This is a genomic window from Peribacillus sp. FSL H8-0477 (assembly GCF_038002765.1).
In the GTDB taxonomy this organism is placed as follows: Bacteria; Bacillota; Bacilli; order Bacillales; family DSM-1321; genus Peribacillus.
In genome coordinates, this window is record NZ_JBBODE010000001.1 from 1,624,128 (window position 1) to 1,645,568 (window position 21,441).

Sequence of the window (21,441 nt, forward strand, 5' to 3'; positions counted from 1 at the left end):
ATTTAGTAGTTTCTAAGCTTCCAATCCGAGGCTTCAAAGGATAGAACCGTTTTCTTGTTCTTAGACTGAATTTTTGCGTCTTTGATATACCAGCCTCGTCCATTTACCGAGGCATCTGTATGATACGTAAACCGTATTTTCACAGCTTCTTTCGGGACCTCAACCCGTTGTTTTTCCCAGCCATTACTAGTTCCTTCAAACTTTACGAGTTCTACCCATTCCTCGTTCACCATCACCTCAACCACTCCATAGTCAGCATTTTGCTCGAGGCTATGCCATTGAGTGAAGGTTAAGTCGGTTTTATTTTTCAAATCAAGCTTTGCTTCCAACTTTCTAGAAAGCTTGTCGCCATACCCCGAGAACCAAGCTGACCCTTTCCCTGGTATCGAAACCGGAATAGCATCAGCAGTCTGACGAGCAAAGATTCTTCTAATCCCATTCGTCGAAATGGTCGTTCTAGAAGGATGAACACGGTTGGTTAAAAGAATGGCAATTGTTTTATGCTTTGGACTTATGACAATTGAGGTGCCCGTATAGCCTGTATGACCAAAAGAGGTACTGTCAGATAATGCATCCATGTACCAGCCTTGCCCTAATTCCCAGCCAAGTCCGTGGTCATTTCCAGGAAAGGCCTGATTCTGATTCTCGAGAAGAAGTTTCACTGTACTCGCCTTAAGAATTCTCTTCCCGCCATAGCTCCCATTATTCAGGAAGGTTTGTGCTAATGCTGCAAGGTCTTGTGCCGTTGTAAATACACCCGCATGGCCTGCTACACCATCTAGTGACCAGGCATTTTCATCATGAACCTCTCCCCAGACTAACCCTCTATTCGGTACAGTTTGAACTTCTGTAGCTGCGATGCGCATTTTCAATGATTCAGGCGGATTATACATCGTATCCCGCATTTTTAATGGTTTCGTAATATTTTTTTCAACGAACTCATCTTGTCGAATTCCAGAAATACGTTCTATAATCGCCCCAAGTGTGATCATATTTAAATCACTGTATGTATAAGTCGAACCGGGCGGCATAGAAAGAGGCTGTTTAAAGACTAAATTAAGCCTATCCTCTCTAGAATTCCCCTGACTATATAAGGGGACCCAAGCAACGAAGCCAGACGTGTGTGTAAGCAGCTGCCTAACCGTCACTTGTTCCTTTCCGTTCTGAGCAAATTCTGGTATATACTTCATGACAGGATCATCAAGACCTACCAACCCTTTTTCGTAAAGAACCATAATGGCTGTAGACGTGAAAATTTTACTAATGGACGCTGCATCAAATATCGTATTCTCTTGCATTTGAATCGGCGTATCCATCTCCGTATGAAATTCATCTGCATATTTAGCTGAATACCCATACGCTTCATTTTTAACAATCTTGCCGCCTCTTGCTACAAATGCAACTGCACCAGGCATGACCTTTTCAGAAATTGCTTGGTTAATCAGGCCATCCATTTCTTGTAAGGGGGCATCAACCATTCCTGCTTCACGTGCTGAACTCGGCTGGAGAATGCCTAATGAAGGAATCACCGGAGAATCCCAAGTGAAAATCGGATGAATTTGGTGATCAGCGGTGAATTTCTTTTCGGCTTTTTCAATTGAAGGCACCCCCTTTGGCGGCTCAGCATAGGCTGCTGCACTTGTGCTTGTCCAAAATACAGAGCATACGGACGAAATCATAAGCAGTTTCTTTTTCATAGACCCTCCTTTAGGTTTACTATTTACAAATTTACCCCAAAATAATAAAAATTGGATAATAACTACTTTTAGACTATCTTATTGTTGATAAATTCGTCTATAAAGCGTAAGTACTATCACGTCAGTATTCTGGATTCTTTAAATGTAAAAAGATGGATGTCTTTCGGATCATTTTTTGAATAGTCAGTATATTTTGGTTCTTTTTCACAAAAATACTCGCCAATCTATCTATCTAAAATCTCCATAATCATTTCTTTTTTTTACTATATCTATAATACTTTCTCCCTTCCTCTTTCTCTGTTACAATCAATGTCTGCCTATCCTCATTAGAAAAGGGGGAATATTTTGATAGTCTTAGATCGTATCAGCAAGAGCTATATGTTAAAAAATGGTCCATATAAAGCAGTACATTCTGTTTCTCTTCAGGTTTCTCAAGGTGAAATTCACGGAATAATTGGAACAAGCGGTGCTGGGAAGTCTACATTGCTCCGCATGATTAATTTACTTGAATCACCTTCCATGGGCCATGTCCGAATTAATGACTTAGAATTAACTCAATTAACCAGTAAAAACCTCCGCAAAGCACGAAGATCGATTGGGATGGTTTTTCAAGCGTTTAATCTAGTGAGTAACCGCAGTGTAAAAGGAAATGTCATGATCCCCTTAGAACTTGCTGGTTTTTCTAAACAAGCACGACTAGAGCGGGCAGAAGAATGTTTACGCATTGTAGGTCTTGAGCGGCAGGCAGAGCAATATCCGTCCAGCTTGAGTGGTGGACAAAAGCAACGTGTAGCCATCGCAAGGGCACTTGCGACCAATCCAACTGTACTTTTATGTGATGAACCAACATCTTCACTTGATCCGCAGACGACTGAAGAGATATTAAAGGTATTACATGAAATTAATAGGAATTTCGGTGTTACGATTTTAATCGTTACCCACGAAATGGACGTCATTAAAAGCATTTGCAACAAAGTTTCTCTTATGGAAGCAGGGGAAATAGTCGAAACCATTTCGTTCGAACCCAAAGGATTTATTGCCACAAAGAATGATTTTCAATCACTGCGTAGGCAACTTTTAAGCGAGGGTGATGGAGATGTTTGACCATATTATGCAATACCAGGCTGAAATTTGGCAGGCAATCGGTGAAACCTTTCTTATGGTAGGAATTTCTATTACAGCCGCTGTCTTGGTCGGTCTTCCACTCGGAACCTTGTTATTTTTATGCAGGAAAGGCCAACTGCTTGAAAATCGTATAGTGTTTTCCATACTTAATGTATTCGTTAACGTTGTCCGCTCATTTCCATTCTTATTACTGGTGGTATTTTTAATTCCGCTTACCCGATTTATCGTTGGAACGGCCATCGGAACCTTAGCTGCTTCTGTCCCTCTCGCCATTATGGCTGTCGCCTATTATTCACGTCTAGTTGAACAATCTCTACTTGAAGTGCCAAGAGGAGTAATTGAAGCTGGAAGGGCTATGGGGGCTTCTACCCTGGAAATTATTTATAAATTTCTTTATGTAGATGCACGATCAGGTTTACTTCTTGGATTAACAACCTCTACGATCAGCTTTATTTCCTATTCTACAGTAGTAGGAATTGTCGGAGGCGGGGGGATCGGCGATTTCGCCATCCGCTATGGCTATCAGCGATTTGAAACCGATCTCATGGTATTTACCATTATCATCATGCTCATCTTTGTTCAAACGATTCAATTTGTTGGAAGTACAACAGCAAGACTCATAGATAAACGCTAGAAATATAAACGGAGGTACACGACCAATGAAAAAAATAACCGCACTTCTTCTATCTCTATCTCTTATCCTTATTATTACAGGCTGTGGTCAAGACGAAAAACAACCAGCATCCCAACCGGAGAAAAAAGATGTTACCCTTAAGGTGGCCACACTTATTCCTCCAATGACTGATATCTTAGATATTGTAAAACCCTTACTTAAAGAAGACGGCATCAATCTAGATATTGTTGTTTTAGGAGATAACGTTCAACCAAATACTGCACTTGCTAATAACGAAGTCGATGCAAACTTCTTTCAGCATGTCCCTTATATGAATCAGTATAATGACAGCAATGATACTGAATTGACTCTTGTTCAACCTATTTATCATGCCATTTATGGAGCCTATTCAAAACGCTATAAAGATATTGCTGATTTGCCGGATGGAGCCACCATTGCCATTGCTAACGATGCCTCTAACATTGGCCGTTCACTAGTAATGATTGAAAAAGCCGGCTTGATTAAACTAAAAGAAGGCGCAGGCATCGAAGCAACACAGAGAGATATCGTTGAAAACAAACATAACTATCAGTTTAAAGAAGTCGATTTATTAATGCTGGCCCGTACACTAGATGATGTCGATTTAGTCGCGATGACACCAGCCTATGCAAAACCAGTTGGATTAACCCCTAAAAAAGATGCATTAATTACAGAATCCGTAGATTCGGAATTTGCCATTTCACTCGTGGCGCGTAGTAATAACGCTAACGCTGAAGAAATTAAAAAGCTGGCTGAACGAATGACTGGCCCTGAAGTGAAGAAATTCCTTGAAGAAGAGTATGATGAGATTGCTCTGCCAGCTTTTTAAGTTTTAAATGCTATCGATAATTTCTCGGCTCTTTAAAGGTATCCGTACTATTAAAAATAATCATATAAAAACAGGCTGTCGATTTCTCGACAGCCTGTTTTTAGTTTGTTGATTTTAAAGAGATTAATTTGTATGTAATCGTAGTTGCTTCATTCTGCCATTCTACTTTTTGGATGACCGCAGTTCCGCTTGATTCACTTTCGATCGTCTTACGGATATCGAGTGGAATATCGATTGGGTATAAACGATACCCTTCTTTTTTCAACCGGAAGATATTCTCTTCCTCGCGTTCTTCCCGTCCTTTAGTAACGATCATCGTATTTAATTCCATAGGCATGCCCATACTATGCCCTCCTCATTCGTATTACCTATATCTTATCATCTTTACACCTGTGTTTTCATCCACTGAGTTAAATCCCTGACAACTTTTCGGTTTACAGCAGGGGGAAAGTAGTGAGTAAACTGTGGGAAGTACCAGGTCTCCACTTGTTTATGCTTCTCGTTCAGTTGGTTTTCCAGACGATAGGCATGATCAATAGAGACATTTCCATCTCTTTCACCATGAATGATTAGCACGGGGACATCTAAAGAATCGAGTGAGAACAAGGGGGTACGATAAACAAATGCATCGGGGACTTTATTCGGCGTTCCTCCAATGACACGTTTCATCATTCTGCGTAAATCTACACGCTCGACATAGGTTAAAAACATATCTGAGACACCACCCCAAGTCACAATCGATGCGGCCGTCGGACAATAGATAGCCGCCCATAACGCCATGATCCCTCCTCTTGAGAAGCCAAAAATATGAATGGATTTTGGATTGACACGACGATGATTTTCAAGCAGTTTATATCCTGCAATCGCATCGTATCGATCTTCCCCTCCGAAATCCTCGTCTCCCTCACCGCCCTGATTGCCACGATAAAATGGGGCGAATACAATAAAGCCCTCTGAGGCAAATTGGGTAATTCGTGATGGTCTGACTTTGCCAACATTTTTGATTCCGCCGCGAAGATAGAGAAAACCATCATAAACTTCCCCATTTACCGGTTCCGCAAGTAATCCTTTCACCCTTAATCCCTGTGCAAGATACGTAACACTATAAAGATGAACCCCCGGATGCGGAGATGGAAAGCGGATTTTTTCAACAATTGTACCATCTTCCATTAACAGTACCCTCCTTCAACACTTCCTAATGACCTTATTTTAATGCATCCTAACTTTTTTATCCTGATTCAAAGCTTAGTCATAAAAAAAGGGCTATGGGCATTCACACATTTTCTACCTATTCATATTCTAATTCAAGATGATTACACACCATTTAGACGAGGAGGAACATAGGTGAAAAAGTGGTATAAAGCAAGTATTCTACTGCTATTCGCAGTAGTTTTAGTATTCTCATTAGCAGCATGCGGCAAGGATGAACTTCAAAAAGTCCGGATTGCTGAAGTTACTCGTTCCGTTTTTTATGCACCACAATATGTTGCGATAGAGAAAGGGTTTTTTAAGGAAGAAGGATTGGAAGTGGATTTAAAGACAACAGCTGGTGGTGATAAGACCATGACGGCACTATTATCTGACGGTGCCGATTTTGCTCTTGTCGGATCAGAAACTTCTATATATGTAACGGCCCAAGGAACCAATGATCCCATTGTGAATTTCGCTCAGTTGACACAAACTGATGGAACGTTCTTAGTCGCACGAGACAAAATTGATAATTTTTCATGGGATATGTTGAAAGATTCTACGTTCCTCGGACAGCGTAAAGGTGGAATGCCACAGATGGCAGGCGAATTCGTCTTAAAGAAACATGGAATTGACCCGCAAAACGATTTAACACTCATTCAGAATATCGACTTTGCTAATATCGCAACTGCCTTCGCATCTGGAACTGGAGACTACGTTCAGTTATTTGAACCTACAGCTAGTGTATTTGAAAAAGAAGGAAAAGGTCATATCGTGGCTTCTTTTGGAACAGAATCCGGTCATATCCCATATACCACTTATATGACGAAATCGAGTTATCTAAAAGAAAATGATGAGACTGTTTTAAAATTCACTCGAGCGCTGAAAAAGGCTCAAGATTGGGTTCAAAAACAGGATGCTTCAAAGATTGCTGAAACGATTCAGCCTTATTTCGAAGATGCAGATCCTGAAGTAATGGAAATGTCCATTCAACGGTATAAGGAGCAAGGGTCATATGCTACCGATCCTATTCTCGATGAAGAAGAGTGGAATAACCTTCAGGACATCATGGATGAAGCGGGGGAACTTCCATCCCGAATGGATTATAAGAAACTTGTGAACGTCAAATATGCCGAAAAGGTCTCTCAATAGAAAGGAGAGGCAACAATGAGTTTTTTAACGATTGATCATGTAAGTCATAGCTATTTTTCAAAAGAACATGCAACATCTGCACTATCAGACGTAAATCTTACGATGGAGGAAGGGGAGTTTATCTCATTCCTCGGTCCCAGCGGATGTGGTAAAACAACGCTGCTTTCTATTATTGCCGGTCTATTTCCCCCTACGATTGGGAAGGTACTAATTGAGGGACAATCCAATCACAATCGTTCCATTGGCTATATGCTGCAGCAGGATTATCTTTTTCCTTGGAAAACAATCAGCGAAAATATCACTCTTGGTTTAAAGCTATTAAAGCATGAGAGTGAGGACGCAAAGATAAAAGCACTCGAGTTACTCGAAAGCGTTGGATTAACCGGGGTAGAAAATCAATACCCTCGTCAACTTTCAGGCGGTATGCGTCAGCGGGCAGCTCTAGCGCGGACTCTTGCGGTTGATCCAAAAATTCTTTTACTTGATGAGCCTTTTTCTGCACTCGACTACCAGACGAAACTCCGTCTTGAAGATTTAGTATCCATTACCTTAAAGTCATTTGGTAAAACAGCTGTTCTCGTTACCCATGATATTGGTGAATCCATTGCTATGAGCGATAAAATCTATTTATTTGCCTCTAACCCAGGCAGAATCCATACAACATTTGACGTTCCTGAAGAACTTCGATCGCTTACACCCTTTGAAGTTCGAAACCATCATGCTTATAATGCTTTATTCCAAACTATTTGGAAGGAGCTCGAAAATCTTGAAGACAACATCTGATATACACGATCTGCATAATCAATATAAAGCTGATTTAAAGAGTGAGAAAAGACGTGTTCGAATATACCAGCTGTTGATCTTCATCATTTTTTTCGGCGGTTGGGAGATTGCGTCTCGATTAGAATGGGTTGATCCGCTCATATTCAGCTCACCTTCTAAAATCTGGAGTCTGTTTACTGTTAAATTTTTCGATGGCACTCTAATCAATCATGTGAGTATCACCTTATTTGAAACAGTCCTAGGGTTCATTTTAGGTACCCTGCTTGGTACCTTACTAGCCGCTATCCTTTGGTGGTCACCTTTTCTCTCAAAGGTGCTTGACCCCTATTTAGTCATTTTAAATGCCATGCCTAAAGTGGCACTTGGCCCTATTTTAATTGTAGCTCTCGGCCCTGGTTTCACCTCTATTATCTCAATGGGAGCCATTATTTCAGTCATTATTACCACCATTGTTGTGTATACGTCATTTAGAGAAGTGGATCCAAACTACTTAAAGGTCCTTCAAACATTCGGTGCTACTCGTTTCCAATCCTTTAAGGAGGCGATCCTTCCAGCCTCCTTTCCAACCATTATTTCTACATTAAAAGTTAATGTAGGGCTTTCTTGGGTTGGTGTAATTGTTGGTGAATTCCTCGTATCCTCAAGAGGACTTGGGTATCTTATTATCTATGGGTTTCAAGTGTTTAACTTCACGCTTGTCCTTTTGGCACTGATGATTATTGCTGTTTGTGCAACCATAATGTATCAGCTGGTTGCTTGGCTTGAGCGTAAACTAATAAAACATGGATAAAAAATAGACCATCGTGCTTTTAAAGCTCCACGATGGTTCCCTTTTTTTTAAGTTGAGTAAGACTAAGTGCGATAATTTCATCCTTCATAATAAAACTGTAACGAGGATCAGTTTTAATGTCTGCAGGCAATTTCTCAATCAAAACAGGTCCTGCTGTTTCTAAATAATCACTCTTTGGTTCCAGCTTCTCTAATTCGGCGTAATAAATCGATTTCACAAAGGGTTTAGTTGGATCGTTAACGCGGTACTGACCAAGCAGCAGTAATTCGTTTACAATACCGCCAATTTCTTCATATACTTCTCTGATAGCTGCATCCTCAATCGATTCTCCCGCTTCTCTTTTCCCCCCTGGGAACTCCAGTCCTCTTTTTTTATGCTGCGTTAATACCCAGTGATTATTCAAATGGCTTAACACGAGAACATGCCAAGCCTCGCCAAACTCTTCACTTTCGGAAAACTCAACTTGATAACCGTTTGCATCTACAAAATTTTGCATGAATTTACTCCTTAAACGTAGTACCTCTAGTTTACTACGTTTTAGCAAGTGCGACTGTTTAAGTCTCATCGTTTATTGGATTTTCTTTCAGCACACCAGTACTTTCAATAAATTGCTTCGTTTCACTATCGCCAAGTTCATAAATAAGTTCATACACCTTTTGCAAATTTTGATCATAGTGATCATTAGGGCGATCATAATGATACTGAATATATGGTACATGCGCTCTATAAAAAGAATCCACATCAGCTTCGTGTTCTAAATCAAAATATTCACGCAGCCTAATCATGTCCTCCTCAGACGCTTCAATTTTAAATGTCCATGGTGAAAACTCACCGTTCCGTGATATCTGGTGGGATGGTAAATCTATATAATATTCCTTGCGATTTTCACCCACAACATCAGCTCCTTTTATGGCTAGTGTACTTATTTTGCCACTCAACACAAACGTTCATACACATAAATTACACTAGGACTTTCCAACGAAATCCATTACTATTTGGCAAGTAAATGTAAAAATCAGATTAAAGTATCTTTCCAAGGGTAAAACATATAATATATCCATATAAGAAGTGTTCCTAAAGCCTAAGCTTTTTACATATGATTAACACAAATTAGCCTAGAAATGAGGTGACCTGCAATGAAATTAATTGAGGAGTTATATAATTTATACCGTAATAAACTCACCGGTGATGAAGAAGATATCGATATGCTTGCATTTGCTGTTTTAGAACAGCTGAATCGTGAGGAAATTCTTGAATTACTACAAGAAATGGATGATCAAGAATTAAACAATTTATTAGGTATCTATATCATTGAGTCGCTAAAAGGAAAATTCACACAAGATAGTATGGATGAAGTTAAGCCGTCTTCTTTTCACCAGCGGAATATTCATTAATAAAGCTATATCATATAAAACCTTTGAGTCCATCTCTTTGGTTTTTTTTTTCAAAAAAAAGACTAACTGAAAATGGTTTCAGTTAGTCTGACATCTTTATTATTTACCTAGATACGCACGAAGCATCCAAGTGTGTTTGTTTAGGGATTTTTTCATACCCACTAACATATCTCCTGTTACTTCATCGCTATTTTCTTCTGCAATGGAAATAATTTCAGCGAATTCATCTGATAAAGTTTCGAAATCACTAATGATATTTTTCACCATTGTCTCTGTTTTTTCACTGCCAGTAGCTTCTTTTATTGTGGTTAATTCCATATATTCTTTAATGGTTGCCACAGGTTTTGCACCCAATGCGAGAAGTCTTTCGGCCAGCTCATCCATATTTAAGGTCACTTCGTTATACAGTTCTTCTAACTTCACATGCAGAGAAAAGAAATGCGGACCATTAACATTCCAATGATAGTTATGCAATTTGGTGTAAAGTACATTAAAGTTTGCAATTTCCTTATTGACTAATTCAACTAATTTGTCTGCCGATCCATCTTCACCTTTTTTATATTGTACTAAATTTCCACTCATAATATCGCCTCCATATAGTATTACTGTCTATACTATATGTTTCCCTTTTTTAGGACAGTTAAACCATTCAAAAAGTTCTCCTAACACACTTTAGGTATAATCCTTGACCCAGCTTTATTTCATATATGGTAAGATAATTATAATTAGCCATACGAGAGGAGATTCCCCTTGACAGCTGTTTTAATTATTTCAATTCTAATTATTTTTGTTGTTTTATTTTTAGCTATTATGACAATAAATAAAGGGTATAACTTTAAGCATACGATTGATCCACTGGATAAAGAAGATCTAGAAGACCACACGAAAAAATAAAAAGCAAAAAGGGTGCGGAATTTTACTATTCTGCACCCTTTTTGCATGACTTTCCCATTTGCTTGCATACTAAGTTTGCAGCCATCATGCCAAACAAAGGTGGGAAACACCATGATAACGAAAAGAATATTCACCTCATTCGTATTATCTTTAGCACTTATAACCGGGTGTGCGCCAGAAAAGGAACAAGTTACTATCGATGGAATGACTAAGGCCTTCAAGGATGCAAAATTACCAATTGGTGATGTTGAATCATTCAGTAAAGATACTGATCCAAACGAGCAGCTAGGCAAACCTGGATATTATTCAGCTAAAGCTGATTTTGCCGATAATAGATTAGATCAAATTAATGAAGAGTATACTGAGGAAAAAGATTTAATCGGTGGAAAAATTGAGCTTTTCGAAAATGGCGTTGATGCTAAAAAACGGTATAATTATTTAAAAAGGTTAAACGATCCTGAATTAGGACCCCTTGCCTTAGACGAATTTTTATATTTACATGACAATGTACTTTTAAGAATTACCTATGACTTAAGTGAAGAACAAGCACAATAGTATAACAAGGTATTGAATAATTATCTAGATTAAAAAAGACTGTAGACGATTTGTCTACAGTCTAAGATATTAAGCGAATACTTGATGAAGATCTTCTTTACTTTGCTTAAGCCAGAAGTTTATCAACTTCTTTGCTCCTTCAAGATCATGCAGTTTAGCCTGGCCGCATTGTTTCTCATTAGCAGCTGGAATTTCTGTGATTTGAACAGCATCCTTAAATGTATCTTCCAATACATCGATAATTTCAGTAACAGTCGGCTCACCGCTTACTACTAAGTAATAACCAGTTTGACAACCCATTGGTGAGATATCAATAATATCAAAATGATCATATTTTTCCGAGTGCTTACGGATATTAAATGCAAGAAGATGCTCTAATGTATGAATCGTATCAGGCTTCATTGCTTGTTTATTTGGCTGACAGAAACGGATATCAAATTTATTAACCAATCCGTCTGACCCTACTTTATGCACTCCGCAGTGTCTAACATACGGGGCTTTAACGGCATCGTGATCTAATTCAAAGCTTTCAACTGAAGGCATTTTATCACTCCTTAAAAGTCTATATTCTTATTCTACATCTAATTCCGATTTTTTTCATCTATTTAGATTGATTTACCAATAAACTATCGCTCCATTATATACAATCTTTATGGTATAGTGAGAGAAATAATTATGATTATTTTCTAGAGAGAGATGAGCTGTCATGATAAAAAAAATATTTATGGGTATTATTCGTTTTTACCAAATCGTGATATCCCCGCTTACACCGCCAACATGTCGTTTCTATCCAACCTGTTCACATTATGGGCTGGAAGCAATCAATCGTTTCGGTCCAATTAAAGGAAGTTGGCTGACGATTAAGCGTATTGTTAAATGTCAGCCTTTTCATCCTGGTGGTTTTGACCCTGTCCCAGAGAAAAAGGAAAAACGTTTATAACGGCCCAAAATTACCACTTGCTTTCATCATTTAAATAAAGTAAAATACAGAAGTCAAATCGTAATCATTTCGTTTAATTTTTAAATCGTAATCAATCCGAATTATCAGGAGTGAAGAATCATGCACAAAAGATTTCTCATGATCGCTCTACTTGCTTTTGCGGTCATTTTAGCTGGTTGTAATAAAGAGGGAGAAAAAAGCAGCGAAACTGCGGATACCATTCATGTATATACAACGGTCTATCCACTAGCTGATTTCACGAAGAAAATTGGTGGTAAGTACGTGGATGTTGATACGGTTTATCCACCTGGCACTGATGAACATTCTTTTGAGCCCTCGCAAAAAGATATTGTGAGCATGGCTGATGCCGATTTATTTTTCTATATTGGTTATGACCTTGAGGGGTTTGTTACCAAAGCAAAGCCAATCTTAACAAACGAGGGTGTTAAGGTCCTTGCCATTGGAGAATCAATCGACCTCGAAGAAAATCACGAAGCAGAGGATGAAGGCCACGAAGAACATGATGGACATAATCACGGAAGTGTTAATCCACACCTTTGGTTGAATCCAGTCTATGCAAAAGCAATGGCTGAAAAAGTTAAAGAGGAACTCGTTGCGGAAAAACCGGAACAAAAAGAATTTTTTGAAGCTCAATATAAACAGTTAGCTTCTCAGTTTGACCAGTTAGATCAAGATTTTGCTCAAACCATTGACGCAGCCTCAACCAAAAAACTAATCGTGTCACATGCTGCATATGGGTATTGGGAGGAACGCTACGGTCTAGAACAAATTAGTATAACTGGTCTGACTGCTTCAGCTGATCCTTCTCAAAAAGAACTTGAGAAAATTGTTAAAACGGCTAAAGAGAATCATCTAACCTATATTATATTTGAACAGAATGTCAGCTCCAAACTAACCGAAATTATCCAGAAGGAGATTGGAGCAAAAGATCTGATGCTTCATAACTTATCGGTTCTTACTGAAAATGATGTAAAAAATAATGAAGATTATTTCAGCTTAATGGAACAAAACCTTGAAACCTTAAAAACAGCCTTATATTAAATTTTGGTAATCCTTCTATAAATACTGCAGGTTGTAACAGGATCATTTGCACATTCTAATAAGGTACCACTACAAAAAGGAGTGGATTGCATGCCACATGGTGTAAAGTGTTCGGTTGACAGCTGTCATTTTTGGCGGAACGGAAATCGCTGCTCCGCTGACCATATTAATGTAGTGAGTTACACAGAAGAACGAGCCCGTACCAGCGAAGAAGTGGCCTGCAAAACATTCCGGCCAAGTGAAGATCTTTAAATAAAAAAAGCGAGGCCTGGCGCCTCGCTTTTTGTTTGTGTTAAATTTGGAAATCAGTTAAGAATTCCTCATTGTTATTCCATTTATTTTTTAAGAAAAACAGCTCATGCTCTCCTAATTTCGTAATCTCTTTTACAACTAAATCCGGCAGCCCGCGCTCCAATAAAATCTCTGCAATTAAATATTGCTTCTCCATTTACTCATCTCCTCTGCTATTCTTCATTTGATGTAAGCGCTGTCACTATAATATAAAAAAGTAAATGCTGAAAAAAGTAGTAAATGCCTATTTTCCCTCATTTATTTGGAAGCTATATCTTAAAGGCATTCTACTTGTAATTCCTTCCATTTCATCATATCATAATCTGTTTCTTATCTCACCAATAATTTTTACAAATAACAGAAATTTTAAACAATTCAACACATGTATGATCCATTTAGCCAAAATGCAGCTTAAACAGATCATATATATATACAACGTATTCCTAGTCCTTTTCTTTCGTTCCTGTTTTCCACAATCATTGAGTAAATCGTTATCGTGTAAACGCATGGTTATAAATGGACATGCTGGTTACACGCTCCTCATCCACTGCAAAACCCATGCCTGGGGTTGTTGGTATGGTTATCTTCCCGTTGTTCACCATGACTTCCGGCTCAATAATATCTTCTGACCAGTACCTCGACGATGGTGCTAAATCACCTGGTATGGTAAAACCAGGTAGTGATGCCAGTGCCAGATTATGAGCTCGGGAAATACCAAACTCAATCATTCCACCACACCATACGGGTATTTGTTCTTGAAGACAAAGATTATGAATTTTAACCGCTTGATTCCACCCACCTACGCGGGACATTTTAATATTTATGATTCCACAGCTTCCAAGCAGTAACGCACTTTTCGCATCATGGAATGAACAAATACTCTCATCCAAACAAATCGGTGTAGTAAGCTTTTGTTGCAATAGTGAATGTTCCACAATATCGTCATTTCCTAATGGCTGTTCAATCATCATGAGATCAAACGTATCTAACTTCTTCAAATGCTCAACATCATCGAGTGTATATGCCGAATTAGCATCTGCCATTAAGCTGATATCCGGGTAGACATTTCTTATTTCCGATAAAAGGGCAATATCGGTATTTCGATGAATCTTCACTTTATATCTCTCATATCCTTCAGACTTCACGTCCTCAATTTGCTGAAGAGCTGTTTGAATATCTGGTGCCGCAATGACAACACCCGCTGCAACTTCTTGCCTTACTCCTCCAAATAGTTTACCGAGATAAACTCCTTGTTGTTTCGCGTATAAATCCCATAATGCTTGTTCGAGTCCAGCCTTAGCCATAGTATTCCGCCTAATTCCACTCCACAGAACCTCGAGTTCGGAGGGATGATGAATCGGTATATTTAATAAACGTGGAATCAAGAAATCTTCGAGCATGTGTTTACAGGTTTGAACCGTTTCCTCTGTATACCAAGGGCTTGAAAAAGGCACCGCTTCCCCGTAACCAATGTTTCCATCTTGATCCATGACTTTAATAACAATAACTTCTCTTATAGTGACAGTTTCTAAATGAGTCGTAAACGGTGATTTTAGTGGAGCGGAAATAATAGATAGAGTTACCGAATGTATTTTCATGAGCGGCATCCTAGTTCTTTTAGTTTTCTTCTCAGCAGCTTATTAGCAGCATTTCGAGGAAGTTCTTCGCAAAAGTAAATGTGTTTAGGCACTTTATATGCAGCTAGATTCTCTTTTACATACCTAAGTAATTCTTCTTCCGTAACCACTTGATTCTTATTGGTAACAACAAACGCAATCGGAACCTGTCCCCATTTTTCATCCTCTATAGAGGTTACACCAGACTCAAACACAGCAGGATGTTTACTAATCACTGCTTCTATCTCAGCTGGATAGACATTCTCACCGCCCGATATCAACAAATCACTACGTCGGTCCATAACAAAGAGAAAACCTTCGCTATCGAGATAACCAATATCACCTGTGTATAACCATCCATCCTTAATTGCTTTCTCTGTCACTACCTTTTGATTCAAATAGCCAGATGTCACATTTGGACCTGAAACCACAATTTCACCATGTTCATTTGGACCTGCTTCGTGCCCATCAATCTCAATTCGAAGTTGGGAAGGGAATAAAGCCTTTCCAGCTGAACCAAGCTTCTCCAAGCTATCTTCAGGAGACAGCGTCACAATTTGCGAAGCTGTTTCCGTCATTCCGTAGGTTTGATACACAGGAATCTGTTTAGCCTTACATTCTTCCAATAAGTACTTTGGAGCAGGACCTCCACCAAGAAGCATACAACGGAACGACTCCGGATAACCTTCATCGCCAAGATCCTGTATCATCCGGTTCAGCATCGTAGTAACTACAGAAATAATGGTAATTCCCTTTTCTTGAATCATTTTATTTGCTTCAATGGCACTGAATTTCTCGGCTAGAACAACCTTCATCCCGTATATCATATTTCGCATCAAGATGGAAAGACCGCTTATATGAAAAATGGGAACTCCACAATACCAGCAATCTTTTTCAGTTAGTCCCAAATTCAACACAGAACCAATGGCACTCCACCAATGATTGCCGAAAGTCTGGATAACGCCTTTTGGGTTTCCTGTAGTCCCTGAGGTATACATAATGGTTGCCGTTTCATCCATAACAAACTCACTGACAATCCGGGCTTGGTTATCTTCAGTCACTTGCTGAACAACCTCTATACTCACTATTTTAAGTAATGGAAGCTGACTTTGGACTTGATTCCCCTTTTCACTAAAGACATCATCAAAAATAAGCTGGTCTGCTTGACTATCCTTCACCTGCCAAGTCAGTTCGTTTGCAGTTAGACGATGATTCAGCATAACAATACGTACACCTAAATAAAAAAGCCCGTGAATTAATGCCACACTTCTACTATCATTTCGTATCAAAACGGCACATGTATCCCCCTGCTGTAAACCTAACGCAGCCGCTTTCCTTGCTGTGCTTTCTGCTAATCTGTCTAGTTCTAGAAAGGTATAAACTTTTTCTTTATACTCTATAGCAGGTCGATTTGGGGTCAACTGAGCACGTTTCTTCAGCCAATTCGGCATTTTTTCAACTTTTGCAGTCATTTTTCTAACTCCTTATACGAAAACAGCTCGACGAGTTACCCCGCCAAGCTGTTTCATGATTGTCTCTATTATGGGAAACGCGGGAATTGACCAAAGTCTGGATCACGTTTTTCTTTAAACGCATCGCGTCCTTCTTTTGCTTCTTCTGTTGTGTAATATAAAAGGGTTGCATCTCCAGCTAATTGCTGAATACCTGCAAGTCCATCTGAATCAGCATTGAAAGATGCTTTTAAGAAACGTAAAGCCATTGGACTATTTCGAAGCATTTCTTTACACCATTGAACGGTTTCTTCTTCAAGCTGTTCTAATGGTACAACCGTGTTAACTAGTCCCATATCTAATGCTTCTTGTGCATTATATTGACGACATAAATACCAAATTTCGCGTGCTTTTTTATGGCCGACGATACGGGCTAAATAACCTGCACCATATCCACCATCAAAGCTTCCTACCTTAGGACCCGTTTGACCGAATACAGCATTATCAGCTGCAATCGTTAAATCACAAACGATATGAAGTACATGTCCTCCTCCAATGGCATAACCGGCTACCATAGCTACTACCGGTTTAGGAATGACACGGATTAAGCGTTGTAGATCTAAGACGTTTAGGCGCGGTATATTATCCTCGCCAACATACCCGCCATTACCACGAACTTTTTGGTCTCCGCCTGAACAGAACGCTTTTCCACCTTCACCAGTTAGTATAATCGCACCAATTTCAGAATCATCACGTGCACGTGAAAATGCATCAATTAATTCAGTTGTCGTTTTCGGACGAAATGCATTATGTACGTGAGGACGATTAATAGAAATCTTTGCAATGCCATTATAAGCTGTGTATAGAATATCTTCATATTCTCGTTTAGTTACCCACTCGATTGTCATTTTTGCTCCTCCTTATTGTTTAGCTAAAAACTCATATACTATTTTACCAAACATTTTCTCATTCTCCGAGTGAATAGCATGCCCAACATCATTAATTATTTTCCAATCGCAATTTTTGATAAGCCTGCTCATCTTCTCTGCCATTTCACAGAACTTAACATCAAGCTCCCCGGTCAACAACAGCGTTGGAAAAGACAGCGTGTCAAGACTCTCCCAACGCGAAGGCTGAGCGCCCGTACCCATTCCGATTAAACTGTTGGCTAGTCCCGTTTCATGATTATCCAGTCTTTGTTTACGGATTACCGCCTGCTTTTCGGCAGGGAGTCTTTTTTGTGAAGCAAACAAAGGAATGTTCTCCCACATATTCACAAATGATTCGATCCCACTTTCTAGTATGTTGTACGCAAGTTGGTGGTCCTGATTCATTCTTTTCTTTCTAGCCTCGACGTCTTCAAGTCCTGGCGAAGCACTTTCAAGAATTAATGACTGGATGCATTCAGGGTAAAGAACGGCAAAGTTCAGTGCCAGCCTTCCACCCATAGAATAACCTAATACATGGATTTTACTAATGTCCAAGTGATCGACTATCGCTTTTATATCTGCAGCAGCTGATTCCATTTTATAAGGAGAAATGTCTTTGGGAGCACTTGTTTTCCCATGACCAACGATATCAATCATGATTAATTGAACATGTTCGCTAAGTATTGGGATAAGAAAGTCCCAAGTATGGAGATCTCCTGTGAATCCGTGCAGCAATAGAAGCTGTTTTCCACCAGATACACCTGCTGTTTCTATATGATATTCTACACCATTTACGACAAAATTCATGATTTTTCCTTATCTAGTACAACATTCATTTCCCGGGAAACATAATTCCATAAATCTCGATGTTTTAAGACATTTTCTTCTCTATTTGTCGGGACTTCAATGACCTTTAAACCGGGAACAGTAAAGGATTTTGTGAAATTCTCTTGGAAATCGTCCCAATTCTGTACTTTATGGTACTTACCTCCGTAAAGCTTTACGGCAAGTTCAAAGTCAAGACCATGAGGAGTACCAAATAGGACTTCGAAATAATCTTTTTCAGACGATTGAGGTAAAAAGGAGAAAATTCCACCACCATCATTATTAACAAGCAGTATGGTTAGGTTCTGCTTTTGCAATTTAGCTGCTAGCAGCCCATTCATGTCATGGAAAAAGCTTAAATCTCCAATAACTAGTACCGTATTTTCCTTCACAGTGCTTACACCAAGAGCCGTTGAGACAACTCCATCAATTCCATTGGCACCGCGGTTGGCATACGTACGAATCGACTTATTATTCGTAAAGAAGAATGTATCCAAATCTCTAATAGGCATACTATTTCCGACGAATAAATGAGAGTCTTCAGGCATTAAATCACTTAAAAGAGAAAATAGTTTCCCCTCATCCAGCTCAGCTCCATCTCGAATACTGCTTAAAGCCTGCTTAGCTGCATGATTAATAGTTATCCATTGAGACAGCCAGATTGAATCTTGGACTTCTGGCAGTCTTGCAGTCATCCCATGACAAAATACAGCTTCTTCTGACTGAATCATATTTGTAGCAAGACCTGCAGGTTCTCTCCATCCTCCGCCGCCATCAACGACCATATGAACAGCTTGACGCTGCTTTTTCATATATAGTAAAAGCGGCTTTGAAACTGGCATCGCACCGAATCTTAAAATAAGATCCGGACTGAGGGCCGCACACGCTCGTTCATCCCGCAAAATGGTATCATAGCAATCAATAATATTCACAGCGCTTTGTCCGCTCCGAAGTTGTGACAGCGGATCTGCAAGAATCGGTACATTCCATTTATCAGCTAATTGGAGAATGGCTTCTCTGCTTTCAGTGGTTTGCAGCTCTCCACAGACAATCAAAGCCGCCTTTGACTGGCTAAGTATGTTTGCTAGATTATCCATTTGCTTAAGCGAAAGGGATAATTCACCGGCTTCCACTTGTACAGTTGCTTCTCTTTGGCCTCTGTAAGTTTGTACATCCTTCATAGCAGGCACGAGCGGCTCTCTAAGAGGGAAGTTAACGTGTACTGGTCCGCTTGGTTGTTTAACGGCTGTAGCCGCAGCTCTTGCAGATATGGTGCGGGCATAGCGGATCATCACATCTGTATTTTCTGGAATAGCCATTTCAGCAAACCACTTAACATGCTTACCATACATCTGCATCTGATCAATGGTTTGCGGAGCACCTACATCACGAAGCTCATGCGGCCGATCAGCCGTGAGAACGATGAGAGGTACTCTCGCATAAAAAGCTTCTACTATAGCCGGATAAAAATTGGCTGTAGCTGTACCAGATGTACATAACATAGCAACAGGTTCTTGTAACGCTTTGGCTAAGCCAAGCGCAAAAAAACCTGCTGAACGTTCATCAACATTAATATGAATGGTAATGTCAGGGTGCTCTGCAAACAAAAGAGCCAGGGGAGTTGATCTCGAACCTGGACTTATCACGGCATGTTTAACCTGATTCCGAGCTAGTTCATCAATAAATGAAGCTGCATATGCGGTTAATGAATCTTGCTCATTCATTTAGCGTTCCTCCTAAAGCACTTAGCATTGGATTAAATTTAATGGATGTTTCCCGATACTCACTCTCCGGGATTGAATCTGCCACAACTCCACAGCCCGCAAATAAGGATGCTTCATTGCCTTGTAGAAGACCGGAACGAATTCCAACAGCAAATTCTCCATTTCCATAGGAATCGATCCAACCAATTGGTCCTGCATAAAACCCGCGTTCCAGCTCTTCTATCTCACGAATTCGGCTGACCGCCTTTTCTTTTGGCAGTCCGCCCATAGCAGGTGTAGGATGTAGTTTATCTACTACCTGAAACATAGAAACATCACGGGCACACGTCCCTTTCACAGGAGTAAATAAATGCTGAATATGTCTATTTTTCATCAATTCTGGTTCACGTGGAACCATTAATCTTTCACACACAGTTTCTAATGCACCTGTAATCATTGAAACCACATATTGATGTTCCATTAGGTTTTTTTCATCATGTAATAATTCATTTCCAAGAAGCGTATCCTCTTCCTCTGTCTTACCGCGGGCAATCGAACCTGCTAAACATGCAGAAAGCATTTCACTGTCCTGTTTTTTAACGAGTCTTTCTGGCGTGGCACCAATGAAACAATCACTCTCAGACTCTAAACTGAAGATATAGCTTTTTGGCTGTTCTTTTTGCATTTGATTTAATACAGTTTCAGACTGAATACGTTCTGTACACGTGACTCGTAATTCTCTTGCAAGGACAATCTTATCCATATCCGTATCTTTTAATTCTTGAACGGCCTGAGCTACGGTATTCTTCCAAGCTTCTGGATGAATTTCCGTTTGGCTTTGGACCTTGTTCTCCGGCATAGATTTGTTGATCTTCCCGTTCACTAACTTGTCCCAATCATTTATCTGTTTAATCAGCATTTCTCCCTTAACGCCGGGAGTGCAGAGTGTGTTGGTCGTAACATATGCTTGCCCCTTCACAACGGATAGCATGAGGGAGGGAATGTATAAAAGATTATCTCCAAAATGCTCCCATAAACGAGAGTCACTTTTGTTAGGATCAAAAGAAAAGCCTCCAAATAACAAGGGCCCTGTTGCTATTATATCGGTTGCTCCTGTAATAACAGCAGTATTCCGGATGGTAGACCAGTTATCTTCCATACTGTTGAAACGATTCGAATCAGCAGGTACTTGGAGTTTCAGGGCTTTCCCTAAACCCGCAATGACAATTTCTTTCTCAGGGTCCTGCCAAAAAAAGCGTTCCCCTTCATAGCGTTCTCTTCCAGCTCGATAAAATGAAAGGGGGTCAATATGATCGATTTTTTTTACTTCACTGAACAGGACGACTGTTTGGAGCAAATTTGCTTGTTCCAACGCCTGCTTTAGTCCTACAAATCGTTCAGTTTTATATGAAATAGACAAAAAAATCCCCCCGTAAATATAAGTTCAAACCTCTTTAAAGATACACCTCTGTCAGAGTTAATGTCAATTATTCCAACTAGTGAGAACAATTTTCTTCCTTATTATATAAAACTTGAACTAAGCAATTAGTGCCATTCGAAAAAGA

Annotated in this window: 26 protein-coding genes; 12 read left to right on the top strand and 14 right to left on the bottom strand. The window is 39.5% G+C overall.

Annotated features, from left to right (window positions below; genetic code table 11):
* Nucleotides 1–2: 2 nt before the first annotated feature.
* Nucleotides 3–1,697: a serine hydrolase gene (locus tag MHI18_RS08180; protein WP_340846892.1), complete on the bottom strand. Its 1,695-nt coding sequence runs from the start codon at nucleotides 1,695–1,697 to the stop codon at nucleotides 3–5.
* A 345-nt stretch (nucleotides 1,698–2,042) separates the two neighbouring features.
* Between MHI18_RS08180 and MHI18_RS08185 the strand changes: the two genes are divergently transcribed.
* From MHI18_RS08185 to MHI18_RS08195, 3 genes are read left to right on the top strand one after another with little or no spacing between them, the layout of a single operon-like run.
* Nucleotides 2,043–2,801, top strand: coding sequence for a methionine ABC transporter ATP-binding protein (locus tag MHI18_RS08185; protein WP_340846893.1), 759 nt, complete (start codon nucleotides 2,043–2,045; stop codon nucleotides 2,799–2,801).
* A complete protein-coding gene (locus tag MHI18_RS08190; RefSeq protein ID WP_340846894.1) occupies nucleotides 2,794–3,456 on the top strand; it encodes a methionine ABC transporter permease in 663 nt (220 codons plus the stop codon). The genes MHI18_RS08185 and MHI18_RS08190 overlap by 8 nt, the downstream gene beginning before the upstream one ends.
* Nucleotides 3,457–3,481: 25 nt before the next feature.
* Nucleotides 3,482–4,303 (top strand): MetQ/NlpA family ABC transporter substrate-binding protein, encoded by an 822-nt coding sequence (locus MHI18_RS08195; RefSeq protein ID WP_340846895.1) that lies wholly within the window; start codon nucleotides 3,482–3,484, stop codon nucleotides 4,301–4,303.
* A gap of 100 nt (nucleotides 4,304–4,403) precedes the next feature.
* On the opposite strand, the gene MHI18_RS08200 is transcribed toward MHI18_RS08195, so the two are convergent.
* Complete coding sequence (locus MHI18_RS08200) at nucleotides 4,404–4,646, bottom strand: DUF2584 domain-containing protein (RefSeq protein ID WP_040374174.1); 243 nt, start codon at nucleotides 4,644–4,646, stop codon at nucleotides 4,404–4,406.
* 41 nt (nucleotides 4,647–4,687) lie between these two features.
* Nucleotides 4,688–5,473 (bottom strand): alpha/beta hydrolase family protein, encoded by a 786-nt coding sequence (locus MHI18_RS08205; RefSeq protein WP_340846896.1) that lies wholly within the window; start codon nucleotides 5,471–5,473, stop codon nucleotides 4,688–4,690.
* A 174-nt stretch (nucleotides 5,474–5,647) separates the two neighbouring features.
* Here MHI18_RS08205 and MHI18_RS08210 point away from each other — a divergent pair, with 174 nt between their 5' ends.
* The 3 genes from MHI18_RS08210 to MHI18_RS08220 are packed head-to-tail and all read left to right on the top strand — an operon-like array spanning nucleotide 5,648 to nucleotide 8,216.
* A complete protein-coding gene (locus MHI18_RS08210; protein ID WP_340846897.1) occupies nucleotides 5,648–6,643 on the top strand; it encodes an ABC transporter substrate-binding protein in 996 nt (331 codons plus the stop codon).
* Nucleotides 6,644–6,658: 15 nt separating this feature from the next.
* Nucleotides 6,659–7,426 (top strand): ABC transporter ATP-binding protein, encoded by a 768-nt coding sequence (locus MHI18_RS08215; protein WP_340846898.1) that lies wholly within the window; start codon nucleotides 6,659–6,661, stop codon nucleotides 7,424–7,426.
* Nucleotides 7,410–8,216 (top strand): ABC transporter permease, encoded by an 807-nt coding sequence (locus MHI18_RS08220; RefSeq protein ID WP_340846899.1) that lies wholly within the window; start codon nucleotides 7,410–7,412, stop codon nucleotides 8,214–8,216. The genes MHI18_RS08215 and MHI18_RS08220 overlap by 17 nt, the downstream gene beginning before the upstream one ends.
* A gap of 19 nt (nucleotides 8,217–8,235) precedes the next feature.
* Here the strand turns inward: MHI18_RS08220 and ytkD are convergent, their stop codons facing one another.
* A complete protein-coding gene (ytkD, locus tag MHI18_RS08225) occupies nucleotides 8,236–8,712 on the bottom strand; it encodes an RNA deprotection pyrophosphohydrolase (protein ID WP_340846900.1) in 477 nt (158 codons plus the stop codon).
* 58 nt (nucleotides 8,713–8,770) lie between these two features.
* A complete protein-coding gene (locus MHI18_RS08230; protein ID WP_340846901.1) occupies nucleotides 8,771–9,109 on the bottom strand; it encodes a hydrolase in 339 nt (112 codons plus the stop codon).
* Nucleotides 9,110–9,352: 243 nt separating this feature from the next.
* Here MHI18_RS08230 and MHI18_RS08235 point away from each other — a divergent pair, with 243 nt between their 5' ends.
* Nucleotides 9,353–9,610 (top strand): DUF6154 family protein, encoded by a 258-nt coding sequence (locus MHI18_RS08235; RefSeq protein ID WP_340846902.1) that lies wholly within the window; start codon nucleotides 9,353–9,355, stop codon nucleotides 9,608–9,610.
* A 99-nt stretch (nucleotides 9,611–9,709) separates the two neighbouring features.
* Here the strand turns inward: MHI18_RS08235 and MHI18_RS08240 are convergent, their stop codons facing one another.
* Nucleotides 9,710–10,192 carry a Dps family protein gene (locus MHI18_RS08240; protein ID WP_040374181.1) on the bottom strand — a complete coding sequence of 161 codons (483 nt, stop codon included), beginning with the start codon at nucleotides 10,190–10,192 and terminating at the stop codon, nucleotides 9,710–9,712.
* Nucleotides 10,193–10,360: 168 nt separating this feature from the next.
* On the opposite strand from MHI18_RS08240, the gene ytzI reads away from it, so the two are divergent.
* Together ytzI and MHI18_RS08250 are read left to right on the top strand one after the other, a co-directional pair.
* A complete protein-coding gene (gene ytzI, locus MHI18_RS08245) occupies nucleotides 10,361–10,504 on the top strand; it encodes a YtzI protein (protein ID WP_340846903.1) in 144 nt (47 codons plus the stop codon).
* 111 nt (nucleotides 10,505–10,615) lie between these two features.
* Nucleotides 10,616–11,059 carry a hypothetical protein gene (locus MHI18_RS08250; protein WP_340846904.1) on the top strand — a complete coding sequence of 148 codons (444 nt, stop codon included), beginning with the start codon at nucleotides 10,616–10,618 and terminating at the stop codon, nucleotides 11,057–11,059.
* 69 nt (nucleotides 11,060–11,128) lie between these two features.
* Here the strand turns inward: MHI18_RS08250 and MHI18_RS08255 are convergent, their stop codons facing one another.
* Nucleotides 11,129–11,602: an S-ribosylhomocysteine lyase gene (locus tag MHI18_RS08255; RefSeq protein ID WP_340846905.1), complete on the bottom strand. Its 474-nt coding sequence runs from the start codon at nucleotides 11,600–11,602 to the stop codon at nucleotides 11,129–11,131.
* A gap of 163 nt (nucleotides 11,603–11,765) precedes the next feature.
* Here MHI18_RS08255 and yidD point away from each other — a divergent pair, with 163 nt between their 5' ends.
* The 3 genes from yidD (at nucleotide 11,766) to MHI18_RS08270 (ending at nucleotide 13,313) form a co-directional block, all read left to right on the top strand.
* Nucleotides 11,766–11,999 carry a membrane protein insertion efficiency factor YidD gene (gene yidD / locus MHI18_RS08260; protein WP_340846906.1) on the top strand — a complete coding sequence of 78 codons (234 nt, stop codon included), beginning with the start codon at nucleotides 11,766–11,768 and terminating at the stop codon, nucleotides 11,997–11,999.
* Nucleotides 12,000–12,119: 120 nt separating this feature from the next.
* Entirely contained in the window at nucleotides 12,120–13,061 is a 942-nt protein-coding gene (locus tag MHI18_RS08265) for a metal ABC transporter solute-binding protein, Zn/Mn family (RefSeq protein WP_340846907.1), read from the top strand.
* A gap of 90 nt (nucleotides 13,062–13,151) precedes the next feature.
* Nucleotides 13,152–13,313 carry a DUF1540 domain-containing protein gene (locus MHI18_RS08270; RefSeq protein WP_340846908.1) on the top strand — a complete coding sequence of 54 codons (162 nt, stop codon included), beginning with the start codon at nucleotides 13,152–13,154 and terminating at the stop codon, nucleotides 13,311–13,313.
* A 40-nt stretch (nucleotides 13,314–13,353) separates the two neighbouring features.
* Here the strand turns inward: MHI18_RS08270 and MHI18_RS08275 are convergent, their stop codons facing one another.
* The 7 genes from MHI18_RS08275 to MHI18_RS08305 all read right to left on the bottom strand — a co-directional run bounded on the left by MHI18_RS08275 (nucleotide 13,354) and on the right by MHI18_RS08305 (nucleotide 21,296).
* Nucleotides 13,354–13,509, bottom strand: coding sequence for a hypothetical protein (locus MHI18_RS08275; RefSeq protein ID WP_340846909.1), 156 nt, complete (start codon nucleotides 13,507–13,509; stop codon nucleotides 13,354–13,356).
* Between the two features lie 334 nt (nucleotides 13,510–13,843).
* A complete protein-coding gene (gene menC / locus MHI18_RS08280; protein WP_340846910.1) occupies nucleotides 13,844–14,950 on the bottom strand; it encodes an o-succinylbenzoate synthase in 1,107 nt (368 codons plus the stop codon).
* The gene (locus tag MHI18_RS08285) at nucleotides 14,947–16,440 is read right to left on the bottom strand and encodes an o-succinylbenzoate--CoA ligase (RefSeq protein WP_340846911.1); all 1,494 of its coding nucleotides are present in this window, start codon (nucleotides 16,438–16,440) and stop codon (nucleotides 14,947–14,949) included. The genes menC and MHI18_RS08285 overlap by 4 nt, the downstream gene beginning before the upstream one ends.
* Before the next feature lie 68 nt (nucleotides 16,441–16,508).
* A complete protein-coding gene (gene menB / locus MHI18_RS08290) occupies nucleotides 16,509–17,327 on the bottom strand; it encodes a 1,4-dihydroxy-2-naphthoyl-CoA synthase (protein ID WP_340846912.1) in 819 nt (272 codons plus the stop codon).
* A gap of 12 nt (nucleotides 17,328–17,339) precedes the next feature.
* Nucleotides 17,340–18,155 carry a 2-succinyl-6-hydroxy-2,4-cyclohexadiene-1-carboxylate synthase gene (gene menH / locus MHI18_RS08295; protein ID WP_340846913.1) on the bottom strand — a complete coding sequence of 272 codons (816 nt, stop codon included), beginning with the start codon at nucleotides 18,153–18,155 and terminating at the stop codon, nucleotides 17,340–17,342.
* Nucleotides 18,152–19,897, bottom strand: coding sequence for a 2-succinyl-5-enolpyruvyl-6-hydroxy-3-cyclohexene-1-carboxylic-acid synthase (gene menD / locus MHI18_RS08300; protein WP_340846914.1), 1,746 nt, complete (start codon nucleotides 19,895–19,897; stop codon nucleotides 18,152–18,154). Before menD ends, menH begins: the two co-directional genes overlap by 4 nt.
* Nucleotides 19,890–21,296, bottom strand: a complete 1,407-nt coding sequence (locus MHI18_RS08305; protein WP_340846915.1) for an isochorismate synthase — start codon at nucleotides 21,294–21,296, stop codon at nucleotides 19,890–19,892. Before MHI18_RS08305 ends, menD begins: the two co-directional genes overlap by 8 nt.
* Nucleotides 21,297–21,441 lie beyond the last annotated feature (145 nt).